This window comes from Belliella alkalica (assembly GCF_022549785.1).
Lineage (GTDB): Bacteria > Bacteroidota > Bacteroidia > Cytophagales > Cyclobacteriaceae > Belliella > Belliella alkalica.
The window spans coordinates 43,347-55,346 of the sequence record NZ_JAKZGO010000018.1 but is presented as its reverse complement, the minus strand read 5'-3'; the positions used below and the strand labels follow the sequence as shown (position 1 = coordinate 55,346).

Here is a 12,000-nt window from a genome sequence, read left to right as displayed (position 1 = left end):
ATTGGTCAATATAGAAAGTAACTTTTTCTTTCTATTTCCTTGAGACAAATGTTTGTCTTTCGGTTTGCAAAGGTAGCTTGAATACTTTATTTTCCAAATAGTAGCAACTTAAAAAAATTACCTAATTCTTAATTGCTTGATTTCCTGTAAGAAAAATTTTTGGAGTATTACTTATTTTAATTTTGTTCAATTCAAATAATCACTTTCTTTTTCATCCTCAACCTTGAGAGACATCCAGTACAAATAGACAAACCCAATTTGAGGTATGATCATTAGCAATGCTTTTGCCAACAAAGGAGTGGTTTCATTCCTAAAATCAATCCCAAACAAATTTCCTAGTAGAAGAAATACCACCACTGACAGCAATGCGAAAACATTTGCCAAAACAATTTTTATCTTTCTCTTCATCCTGTTATATAAATTTTACATTCCTATTTTGTCATTATTAGGTATTTTTCATTCATCTCAAATACCTTTTGTAACTCTAAATTGATATAAAATTTGGACAATAAAAAATGCTAAAACACTGAATTACAACAAGAAAATAATTTAAAACTAAGAAAATAAAACATATTGATTTACATAAAAAAGTAAATGGATATCATAAATTGTTATTTGTATTTCAACACATTTCTTGGCAAGGCAATTGAATCTTCAGGAAAAAATAATTTTACTTTTTTTTCTATAATCTAAATTTTATTGGGACAAAAATTAAACATCCCCTACTTTACAACTACCGACAGATTTTGCCATACAATGCATTTCTCTTCTTATCTGCATTAGGCTACACGGTCTCCCATGAAGATATCAAAAGAATCAGGAAGGGGAATACAGCTGAGCTTAAGGATAGCCTATCATATTTTCCGAAAATTTTTTTCTATAGAAAACTTAAAAGAAAGTAGCTTCAGAATATAACTCATAAAGAAAGTCCAAGTTGAAACTTTATGTAATCTTCGATCGCAAACTTATAGTTGTCCAATCCAGATGGAGATTTGCAAAGAAAAAGATATGGCTCTATCAATTCTAGCTCCATCAACAAAAACTCACCTCCCCTCCATACCCCATCCACACGTGCATATAGAGTCCCTTTAGCAAAATCATTGACCAAATTCTGCAAATAACCCAATTGATCTTCACTTGGTTGTATGGTCGATATTTGGCCTCCGAAAAAATGTTGTACTCGAAAATCTCCACTTTTGGCACTTTTCAATACAGCATGTGAAAACTTTCCATTAAAGAAGATATATGAATACTCCCCTACATTTACTACCTCACCAATGAATGGCTGTACCATAAAACTTTCAATCTTGAGCAAATCCTCCACCACAAAAACGATCTCTCTCCAATTTTCCTTGTTAACATGAAAAGTATTTTTTGCACCCCCACTAATTGTAGGTTTGATAATCAAATTATCGGTGTGGAATAGATCGAAAAATTCTTCAAACCCCATTAATGAATTCCCCTTTTCAAGAAAATATGTCTGCACAATGGAATAACCTGCAGCCTCAATCTCTTTCAAATAATGCTTGTCCGCATTCCACAATACTATATCAATGTTATTGATTAAAGGAATTTTCTGTGTGGCAACTTTCGAGCACCATTTCTGAAACTCATCAAATCTATCAAAATAATCCCATGGGGATTTTAACAAAAGTATATCGTATTGTTCCCAATCTACTGTCTGATCTGACCAGATCTCAAAAGTATACACTAGATTGAGTTGATCTAAGATTTCTTTGAGCAATTCATCTTCATCTGCTATACCATCAGCAGTGTAAGATCTTTTCGCTTCATAAGTGATAACTGCTATTTTGGGATTCATATTACATGTATTTGTCAAACTAAAATCTGAAAGTATATCATTTTATCTATTTTTCGTTAATAAAACGACCAATTAATCCTATTTTTGAAACTTGAATTTATGAAAAAAGAAAAACTAGTAATCATCCCAACTTATAATGAACAGGAAAATATTCTTGACATGGTTCATGCTGTCATGAATTTAGAGGGTGATTTCGAGCTTTTGGTCATTGACGATAATTCACCGGATGGCACTGCATTGATTGTTACAAAGTTGCAAAATGCTTTTCCAGAGCGACTCCATTTACTAAAAAGGAAAGGAAAGCTTGGTTTGGGTACAGCATATATTGCGGGCTTCAAATATGCTATCGAAAAGGGGTATCAATATGTTTTTGAAATGGATGCGGATTTTTCCCACAATCCTTCAGACTTGATAAAACTCCACAAGGCTTGTGCTGAAGATGGTTTTGACATGGCTGTAGGGTCTAGGTATATTACAGGTGTGAATGTCGTAAACTGGCCAATGGGAAGGGTTTTGATGTCATTTTTTGCCAGTAAATATGTTCAATTTATTACTGGACTTCCCATCAAAGACACAACTGCTGGGTTCAAATGCTACTCAATAAATGTATTGAAAGCTATGAATTTGGACAAAATCAAATTTATAGGCTATGCTTTCCAGATTGAAATGAAATTCACTGCATGGAAGTTGGGGTTCAAAATTGTTGAAGTGCCAATTATTTTTACAGACAGGACGAAAGGCACTTCAAAAATGAGCAGAGGAATCTTCAAAGAGGCTGTACTAGGAGTCCTTTATATGAAATTTCGAAGTTTCTTCAAAACCTACAAACCTATCAATCAAACTTGATTGATTTGATCGGTTTGATATTGCTGATCAGCATGGCCGGTATGAAAAGTACCAAAGTCGTAACCAACAAAACCACCAAGTTCAAAACGATAAAAACTTGCCAATTCCAATGGATTGGGACAAAGCTCATATAGTAATTTTCAGGATCCAATGGGATTATCCTAAATTGATCTTGAAGCCAGCCAAAACCTAATCCAATCGCATTTCCCAACAATAACCCCCTACCGATAATTCTCACACCATTCCATACAAAAATGCTTCTGATTTGTGCATTTTTTGCACCGACAGCTTTTAGCACACCAATCATCTGTGTTCTTTCCATGATCAAGATAAACAATATAGAAACCATGTTGAATGCCGCCACAAACAGAATTAATGTAAGAAATACATAGACATTATTGTTCAACAAAAGCAACCAATCAAAAATTTCCATGTATTTCTCAGTGACTTTGATAAGCTTCAAGTCAAAGTCCAAAAAATCATACAAAGGCTCTGAGTATTGATCCATTCTCTTGGGATCATCTACAAATATTTCATACCCTCCAACTTGATCATCAGTCCAGCCATTGAGATTCCTGATAGTTTGGATATCACCGAGGAGGATTTTATCATCAAAATTTTCCAAAAAAGTCTCGTAAATACCTACGATCGTCAACCTCCTAAATCTCGGTGGCTCTTGGACAAAATACATCGTCACCTGATCGCCAAGATTCAGCAATAACTTGTTGGCTATCTTTTTGCTCAACACAATCTCATTGCTGGCAGAAGAGTCTGAAAATTGGATAAAGCGTCCCTGAATGATGGAGCTTTTGAAACTTAATGAATCAAAATCAGGCCCCACCCCTTTCATCAAGACACCTTCTACTTCTTCGTCTCCTTTCAGTAAACCAGGTTTATGGGAAAAGACCTGAACATGTTTGATGAATTCAAGGTCTTTATGATTTTTGAAAAAATCAGAATTGGTAGAGATGGGCGATTCTTCAAAAGCATTTCCGGAAACAAATTTTAACCCTTGAAAATGACCCGTAAAAGAAAAAACTTTATTGGATATCTCATTTTGGAATCCACCAAGAATCATAAATGATATCATCGTGATTGCCAATCCTATTGCGACACTGGCTACAGCAATTCGATGAATTGTCCCGGTAAATCCTCCGGTTCTCTTAAAACTGATTCTTTTGGCAATGAAATAGGATATGTTCAACGAAATTTTTTATTTTGATGGAAATCTAGCGCAAATTAACATGAAGCAATTGAAAATCTTACTCCTAATCTCATTTTTACTTCAAAGCTTTGCATTTTGTAAAAGCCCAGAAACGAAAACCAATCATTATTCAGAAGAAAAAACTATAGAAAAGCCTCTTACAATATTGCCTGCCGCAGATCGACCTGAGGAATATTTATCCTTGCTTGAAGGTAAAAGAATAGGCTTGGTTGTAAACCAGACGAGTATTCTTACCACAAAAGACAATATCCACTTGGTGGACTACCTTATGATGGAAGGGATCGATGTAGTCAAAGTATTTGTACCCGAACATGGATTCAGAGGTGATGCAGATGCAGGTGAAGTGGTAAACAATGAAGTGGATAGCAGAACTGGCCTACCATTGGAATCTCTATATGGAAACAATAAAAAACCTTCTGCTGCTGCATTGAAGGATATAGACTTGATAATATACGACCTTCAAGATGTAGGATTGCGTTTTTACACATATATCAGTACAATGCACTATGTCATGGAAAGTGCTGCCGAAAACCAAGTCCCAATGCTGATATTGGATAGACCCAACCCAAACGGGGAATATACTGATGGTCCAGTATTGAAAAAAGGCTTTGAAAGCTTTGTTGGCGTGCATCAAATACCTGTAGTCCATGGTCTCACTGTAGCCGAGCTTGCCCAAATGATAAACGGTGAAGGTTGGCTGAAAAACAAGGTAACAGCAGACATTAGTATTGTAAAAGTAGAAAATTGGACAAAGGAAATGCCCTACAATCTTCCTGTAAAGCCTTCCCCAAACCTGCCAAATGATCTATCCATCCGACTCTACCCATCACTTTGCTTTTTCGAAGGCACAGATATTTCGGTAGGACGAGGAACGTACTTTCCATTTCAAGTCTATGGATATCCAGATAAAAAATACGGGGAATTTTCTTTCGAACCAGTAAGTATCGAAGGGATGTCCAAAACTCCTCCACATCAAAACAAAGTATGCTATGGAAAGGACCTTAGAAACGAACCACTTACGCACCAATTCACATTGGAATATTTGATCGATGCTTACCAGATCTCTGGTAAAAAAGAAAAATTCTTCAATAATTTCTTCGACAAACTAGCCGGAACCGACCAACTCAGAAAGGACATCCTTGCAGGTAAATCAGCCGAAGAAATCAAAGCCTCTTGGCAATCAGATCTTCAAAAATTCAAGGAACAAAGTAAACCTTATTTGCTATATTAAAACCTTTGAAAAATAAATCTTCGAGTGCGCGGCGACGCACTCGAAGACTTATCGATTCTGACTTCTTTGTCAAGTCTTATTTTTTCTTTCAAATAAAAAAATCATCTCCTTCATGGTTGATTGCAACTCCTTCGTTGTCTTCTCTCTCGTTTCTTAATCTTCAATTTTCAATAATTCAATGTTCGACCCTTTCAGGGTCGCTTGACCACATACTTGTTTTTTCATCCCCCCGGTTTCTCCGAGGGCTATTGAAATGTTAAAGCCCTTCAGGCTTGCATCTTCTTATTTGTATCTCGTACACTTAATCTTTACTAATGTATCTCACTCTACCTTCTCGTCTCTCGCTACTTAATATTCAATTATCAATAATTCATTGTTCGACCCTTCATGGTCGTGTGACGCCATACTTGTTTTTTCATCCTCCTGGTTTCTCCGAGGGCTATTGAAATGTTAAAGCCCTTCAGGCTTGCATCTTCTTATTTGTATCTCGTACACTTAATCTTTACTAATGTATCTCACTCTACCTTCTCGTCTCTCGCTACTTAATATTCAATTATCAATAATTCATTGTTCGACCCTTCAGCGTCGTGTGACGCCATACTTGTTTTTTCATCCCCCGGTTTCACCGAGGTCTCCGACACAGCGGACAAGTCATTGAAATGTAAAAGCATTTCAGGCTTGTATCTTCTTATTTGTATCTCGTACCCTTAATCTTTACTAGTGTATCACAATCTACTTTCTCGTTCCTCGCTTCTAGCTTCTCGTCTCTCTCCTGAGTCTTGCATCTTGTCTCTGTCTTAAATCTCACGTCTTAAGTCTCATTTCTCACTCGTTTCTAGCCTCTAGCTTCTCGCTTCTCTCTTCTCTCTCTTCTTTGCGAAAACCCACCCTCCTCTTATTCCAAATTCTCTGCATCGGAAGTAACAAAATCGGTAACAACATCAAATCTGCCAAAACTGCAAATACCAATGCAAGGCTGATCAAAAGACCTGTATAAAATGTCACTCCAAATTCACTTAAGGTCAAAACCAAAAAGCCTGACACCAAAATAATAGAAGTCAAAACAATCGCTTTTCCAGTTTCCAAATAAGTCCTTTTCAATGCATAAAGCATACTTCTACCCTTCTTCAATTCTGTTTGAAGCTTAGTCATAAAATGTATGCTATCATCTACAGCGATCCCAAATGCCACTGTAAATATCACTGCCGTTGTCAATTTCAAATCAATATCTAGAAGCCACATGACTCCGCACATCCACAACAAAGGCAGGACATTTGGCAGCAATATCAAAAAAGAAATTCTCCATGAACGGAACAAAAACCCAGCTATCAAGCCCACCAAAAGAATAGCCACACCCAAACCTTTTGTCATCTGATCTGAAATCGTCACATGGCTTTTGTCTATCAAATTGGAAGTTCCGGTAAGTCTTACTTTGAGGAGTTTCCCGTCTATTTCGTTATCGACAAAAGATTCCAATGCTTTCTTGATCTTAGCACTTTTGTAACTTCCTATGTCTGCTGTTCTTGTGGAAAGTCTCCCTTGTCTCTGATCTTCAGAAATCAAAGAATAGTCTGCCTGACTAATTGCCTGACTGAGATAAGGTTTCAACCTCTGATACTGTCCTTGCGAAGGCATGGCAAATGCTTTGTTGTTGCCTGAATTTTGAGCTTGGTTGAGTAGTTTTACAAGTGAAAAAGGAGAAATGATTGTCCCTGATTCATACGATTCCTGAACAAATTCTTCAAGTTTTTCGATTTCTTTCAAAACTTCATATTGGAAAATCTGATCTCCTTCCTCCCCCACTTCCAAAAAAAACTCAAGTGGTTTGGATCCTCCAAATTCTTTATCGAAAAACTCAAACTCCTGTACCAATTCATGTTCCCTAGGCAAATTATCCAATAAGTAGCCATTGATTTTTAAATTGACCAAAGCGACAACTGATAGTACGGATACAATGGAAAAAGAGGCCAATACCAATACTTTATGATTCATGATCCATCTGAAAGTAATTGCCAATGTTCGTTGCCAAAAACCCACTGGATTGCTTTTTTTCATCACTTTGGAAGGACTGAAAAAGTACAACAAACCTGGTGTAATCAAAATAACTGCGACAAACATCACCATCACTCCCAAAGCAGTATAAATTCCAAACAACTTTAGACTAATCGCACTTGTAAAATACAAAGTCGAAAAACCCAATGCTGTGGTAAAACAAGTCAGAAAAATTGCCAAAAACAGATTTTTGAATGTCAATTTTATAGCTTCGTCTTTTGGGATTCCAAGGCGGAGTTTGTACATAAAAAGCGTCAAGTAATGCACTAATGCACTCAATCCAATCACCAACAAAATAGTCGGCTGCATCACAGACATTACATCCAAAGCTTTTCCAGTAAGAAGAATGATCGCAATAGTCCAGCCTATCCCAAACAACAAGACTATCAATGGCAACAATACCCCCCACCAAGTCCTGAAAATAAAGAGCAGAAGCAACATGATCAATACGATGGAAATAGAAAGAAAAAAAGCAAATTCTTCCTGAAGCAAATCCACAAATTCGCCCTGCGCTTTGATTTTTCCAGCTGTATAAAACTTATCAAAATCAGAATCGCCAAGTATCTTATTTACTTCCTGATACAATACATCTCCATCCTCCTTCGATATCAGCTGCTCATTTCTCAAAACCAACAATAAATATCGACCATCTTCACTGATCAGATTTCCTGAGTATTGTGGATGGGATACTAAGTTTTGCTTGGATTCCTGCAAACTTTCTTCACTTTCCCAATCCAAAACTGATCTATATCTTACGCCAAAAGCATTGATAATTGGCTCCTTTAAGGTCAACAATGACACGATACTTTCTGTAAATTCAAGCCCCTCTAATTCCTTTTGAACATTCATTGCTTTATCCAAGAAAACAGAATCAAAAACCCCATTTTCCGTACCCAATGCAATTAGAAGATAGTCATTGTCGTTTTCGAATTTTTCTCTGAAATTTTGGTAAAAAGTCAAATCTTCATCTTCCTGCGGAAAAAACTGCTCAAAATCATAATCAAAAACCACCTGTGGGCGTAGTAAAACCAATATTACACTGATCAACAAGGCAATTCCGAGTCCGAATAAAGAAGCTTTTCTTTCAAACATATTCTAGATTAATTATCGAGTCCAAAGATATAAACCATAAATTCGCCTTTCTGATTATTTATAATCTTTTTATCTTGCCAACTTCTAATAAATTCAAAGCCAAAAATGAAGCAATACCACGATTTGATGAGACATATTTTGGACAATGGTGTCCAAAAAGGAGACAGAACAGGCACAGGAACAATCAGTGTATTTGGTTATCAAATGCGATTCAACCTTCAAGAGGGTTTTCCATTGGTCACGACCAAAAAATGTCACCTCCGCTCAATCATCATCGAATTGCTTTGGTTTCTCAATGGTGATTCGAATATCAAATACCTCAATGACAACAAAGTAAGCATTTGGAATGAATGGGCTGACGAAAATGGAGATCTTGGCCCTGTCTATGGCTATCAGTGGAGGCATTGGCCTGATGGAAAAGGTGGTGAAATAGACCAAATCAAAAATCTAATTCATCAAATCAAAACAAAACCGGATAGCAGAAGACATATCGTGAGTGCATGGAATGTAGCAGATGTGGACAATATGGCGCTTCCTCCTTGCCACACTATTTTCCAGTTTTATGTAGCGGAAGGCAAACTCTCTTGTCAACTTTACCAAAGAAGTGCAGATGTATTTTTGGGTGTACCTTTCAACATTGCTTCTTATGCACTCTTCACCATGATGGTTGCGCAGGTTTGTGACCTAGAGCTTGGAGAGTTTATCCATACTTTTGGAGATGCACATTTGTATAGCAACCATCTGGAACAAACGCAGCTACAACTCTCCCGAGAATGCAGGCCGTTGCCAACTATGAAAATCAATCCCGAAGTAAAGGACATTTTCTCTTTCAAATATGAAGATTTCGAACTTGTAGGTTATGATCCCCATCCGCACATCAAAGCAGCTGTTGCCGTTTGATTTGATGATAAAGCATTGATTAAAAGATTTTTAACCTTTAATCAATGCTTTTCTTTTTTACTAAAACTACATATTGGGGATAAAAATATACATTCTTAAAATCCCACCTATCTTCATTTTCTTCCACAGAATAGTTTGCAGAAAACTTTATTTCATAAAAAAGTACTGTAAAATCATAAGGTCCTAAGCTAAACTCCTGAATAATATCTTGTTTATAATGCCTATTTCCGGTCTTGTTTTTATCTGAATTTGATTCATACAGTTCTTTTAAGTAACCAATCATATCATACTTTTCGATGGATACTCCATTATTGTCGATAAGGTCAAAAATCATACTTTTCGGTTTTGAATTTTTCCAATGATTTTGGCTAATTTCAAGAATTTCGCCACCGATCTCCAATCTATTTTTTTGATAAGTAGACAATGAATTGTACATAAAATCATATTCACTGACATCCAAAAATTTTGATTGCTTAAAACTTTCAGATGTGAACGTTATCTCATAATAATCTTGATAATTGTTCTCAAAGATAATGTTCTTGAATTCTTTCCGAAAATCATAAGCTGAGGCATACTTTTTAGAAAAAATAGAATCAGACAACGTATTCTCGAGGTAGTAATCAAGAAATTCACCTTGCTTATTTTGGTACAGGAAAAAAGTAACATTCCCTAACTGATTCAAATTGTCACTAGTTATTTCTTTCTCAAAATTGATCTTCCCATTTTTCAGCAAATCAAATTTCTCGATCAAAGCTCTGAATTGGTTTTTCTGACTTCTATTTGATACACTGAAGGCGTTGAAATATGGCAAAGCAATACTGATCAAGCCAAATACAAACAAACTGATAGGGATGGTCTTGATCGTGGGATTTTTGAAAAATATGAAATAAAGACTTACCATCGAGATCCACAAAGCAAGAATCAAGACAAAATACCTGTTAGGCGTGACTCCATACTCAAAAATCCTTGTGAAAATAGCTACAAAAAGGAGAATCAAAAATGGAAGTAAAGAATAGTAAAATATCCGATCAAACCAACGAACCCATGCTTTGGTAGTTTGTTTGGAAAGAGGAAAAATCAGCAAAAGAGAAATAAATCCCAAGAAACTGTAAGCAATTACCATGTAACTGACCCATCCTTTTGGAAGGGACCAGTCTATCAAAATCTTGGCTCCATATGCGTACAAAATGACTGAATAGATCAACAATAATGGAATAATAATGTACTGAACAAAGAATTTCTGAACTGAAGGAACAAGTTGATCATTGACCATTTCTTTGAACCCATCAAGTGCAAAAATCAGGAAAACGAAGCAGGAACCGAAAATACCAGAGAAGAATGTCACATAAAGGTAAAGCTTTCCACTTCCAAATCGAAGATTAAAAAGGTTTTCAACTGCCGCAATTGCCAAAAGCAAGCCCGCAGTAAGCACTCCCACAAAAAGGGCTGTTTGTGCCAAATTGGTGAATAGTGATTTATTGTAACTCCAAAAACCTATTTCATCTTTTCGGGAGAAGAGAAATGGTAAAATTGATACAGCAAGATGATGGAGTATACCAAAAACAAAAATCAAAGTGATGTGATAACTGGTAAAGTTAGTTTCATCATTTGGAAAMAAAAAATAATATCCCGCCACAACCAAAACTGCAAGACCTTCTAGCCAAATCCATTTTTTGATTTGCCCAACCATTGCCAGAGCAAAAGAAAGAGAGATCCCCAGAAGTGATAGAATAGTTAGCTTTACAAATGGCAACTTACTAATAAAGGGAAACTTCTGAATAGTATTAGGATGCATCGAGTAATCAGACACCTCTGATGCCAATATCGCGAAGATTGTTGCCAATAATGCAAAACCAATTGTCGTTGGGTAAGTCTTGAAAACTTTACCGAAATTCTGAAAAAGATGTGCTATTTTGTTTTTCATATGTAGATTTCAAAAATTGAAAAGTGCATTCAAGTCACTGAAAGTTTGTTGCCCTAGCATTTCCCCTTCTAAATTAGACAAATAACTGATACCTGTAACATTACTAACAAAAACAGAATCTGCATCAAAAAGGACTTCTTTTTCAAAAAAGCCTTCAATGATTTCTATATTTCTGCTTTTCAAATCTTCTATCACTATCCTTCTTCCAATACCTGAAATACAGCCTGTACCTAAGGAAGGAGTATAAAAAACGTCATTTTTATACCAAAATATATTTGCAGCACCTGCTTCGGATACATATTTATCATAATTTAACAGAATAACCTCATCCATACCAATAATTGCCCTATCCCTATTTGCCATGACATAAGTGAGTGCGTTGAGTGTCTTGCAATGACTCCAAGGTGAATGGTTCAAAAAAATTTCTTTGTGAAAATATGCCAAATGCTTGATTGAAGGTGCGGGAGAAAAACTTTGAATCTGAATTGATTCTTCAATGGAATCCGTCTGAGGAGTGTATTTTCCTTGCCCACTTCTAAAGACATTCCATCTAATTCTTAAAGTACAACCTTGTCCAAATCTATTCGCCAATAATTCGTCCAACAATTCTATGGAAGTTAAATCTTCGGTTGACAAACCAAGAACCTTGCAACCTTCCAGCAGTCTTTCAAAATGTAGTGTTCCAAAACGGATTTTTCCATTTGAAAACACCATAGTTTCAAACAAACCATCAGCAAATAAGAATGCCCTATTAGCTAAATGCACGTCTTCTCTTACCCAATCGGACAAATTTCTCTTTTTCAAATAAATTGTTTCAAAATCGGTCATCTTTCTGTGCGTTAACGGACAAGTTTCTGTTTTGTAAATAAAACTTCGCGTTAAAATTAATTAAATTCTCAATAATACTA

At 36.0% G+C, this 12,000-nt stretch carries 9 protein-coding genes; 3 read left to right on the top strand and 6 right to left on the bottom strand.

The window, feature by feature from the left end; translation table 11 throughout:
• Positions 1-186: 186 nt before the first annotated feature.
• Positions 187-408 carry a hypothetical protein gene (locus MM213_RS17060; RefSeq protein WP_241414108.1) on the bottom strand — a complete coding sequence of 74 codons (222 nt, stop codon included), beginning with the start codon at positions 406-408 and terminating at the stop codon, positions 187-189.
• A gap of 508 nt (positions 409-916) precedes the next feature.
• Complete coding sequence (locus MM213_RS17055) at positions 917-1,822, bottom strand: ATP-grasp domain-containing protein (RefSeq protein WP_241414107.1); 906 nt, start codon at positions 1,820-1,822, stop codon at positions 917-919.
• 99 nt (positions 1,823-1,921) lie between these two features.
• On the opposite strand from MM213_RS17055, the gene MM213_RS17050 reads away from it, so the two are divergent.
• Positions 1,922-2,668, top strand: a complete 747-nt coding sequence (locus MM213_RS17050) for a polyprenol monophosphomannose synthase (protein WP_241414106.1) — start codon at positions 1,922-1,924, stop codon at positions 2,666-2,668.
• On the opposite strand, the gene MM213_RS17045 is transcribed toward MM213_RS17050, so the two are convergent.
• Entirely contained in the window at positions 2,655-3,872 is a 1,218-nt protein-coding gene (locus tag MM213_RS17045; RefSeq protein WP_241414105.1) for an ABC transporter permease, read from the bottom strand. The genes MM213_RS17050 and MM213_RS17045 overlap by 14 nt on opposite strands.
• Before the next feature lie 40 nt (positions 3,873-3,912).
• Here MM213_RS17045 and MM213_RS17040 point away from each other — a divergent pair, with 40 nt between their 5' ends.
• On the top strand, positions 3,913-5,124 hold the full coding sequence (locus MM213_RS17040) for an exo-beta-N-acetylmuramidase NamZ family protein (RefSeq protein WP_241414126.1): 1,212 nt from the start codon (positions 3,913-3,915) through the stop codon (positions 5,122-5,124).
• An 825-nt stretch (positions 5,125-5,949) separates the two neighbouring features.
• Here MM213_RS17040 and MM213_RS17035 read toward each other — a convergent pair.
• On the bottom strand, positions 5,950-8,268 hold the full coding sequence (locus MM213_RS17035) for an efflux RND transporter permease subunit (RefSeq protein WP_241414104.1): 2,319 nt from the start codon (positions 8,266-8,268) through the stop codon (positions 5,950-5,952).
• 105 nt (positions 8,269-8,373) lie between these two features.
• Between MM213_RS17035 and MM213_RS17030 the strand changes: the two genes are divergently transcribed.
• Positions 8,374-9,168 carry a thymidylate synthase gene (locus MM213_RS17030; RefSeq protein WP_241414103.1) on the top strand — a complete coding sequence of 265 codons (795 nt, stop codon included), beginning with the start codon at positions 8,374-8,376 and terminating at the stop codon, positions 9,166-9,168.
• 37 nt (positions 9,169-9,205) lie between these two features.
• Here MM213_RS17030 and MM213_RS17025 read toward each other — a convergent pair whose 3' ends face one another.
• Both MM213_RS17025 and MM213_RS17020 read right to left on the bottom strand, forming a co-directional pair.
• On the bottom strand, positions 9,206-11,092 hold the full coding sequence (locus MM213_RS17025) for a DUF4153 domain-containing protein (RefSeq protein ID WP_241414102.1): 1,887 nt from the start codon (positions 11,090-11,092) through the stop codon (positions 9,206-9,208).
• A 9-nt stretch (positions 11,093-11,101) separates the two neighbouring features.
• A complete protein-coding gene (locus MM213_RS17020; protein ID WP_241414101.1) occupies positions 11,102-11,896 on the bottom strand; it encodes an aminotransferase class IV in 795 nt (264 codons plus the stop codon).
• Between the last annotated feature and the right edge of the window lie 104 nt (positions 11,897-12,000).

Coding starts and splice junctions, on each gene's coding strand:
- MM213_RS17060 (WP_241414108.1), bottom strand. CDS start 408: ATGAAGAGAAAGATAAAAATTGTTTTGGCAAATGTTTTCGCATTGCTG.
- MM213_RS17055 (WP_241414107.1), bottom strand. CDS start 1,822: ATGAATCCCAAAATAGCAGTTATCACTTATGAAGCGAAAAGATCTTAC.
- MM213_RS17050 (WP_241414106.1), top strand. CDS start 1,922: ATGAAAAAAGAAAAACTAGTAATCATCCCAACTTATAATGAACAGGAA.
- MM213_RS17040 (WP_241414126.1), top strand. CDS start 3,913: ATGAAGCAATTGAAAATCTTACTCCTAATCTCATTTTTACTTCAAAGC.
- MM213_RS17035 (WP_241414104.1), bottom strand. CDS start 8,268: ATGTTTGAAAGAAAAGCTTCTTTATTCGGACTCGGAATTGCCTTGTTG.
- MM213_RS17030 (WP_241414103.1), top strand. CDS start 8,374: ATGAAGCAATACCACGATTTGATGAGACATATTTTGGACAATGGTGTC.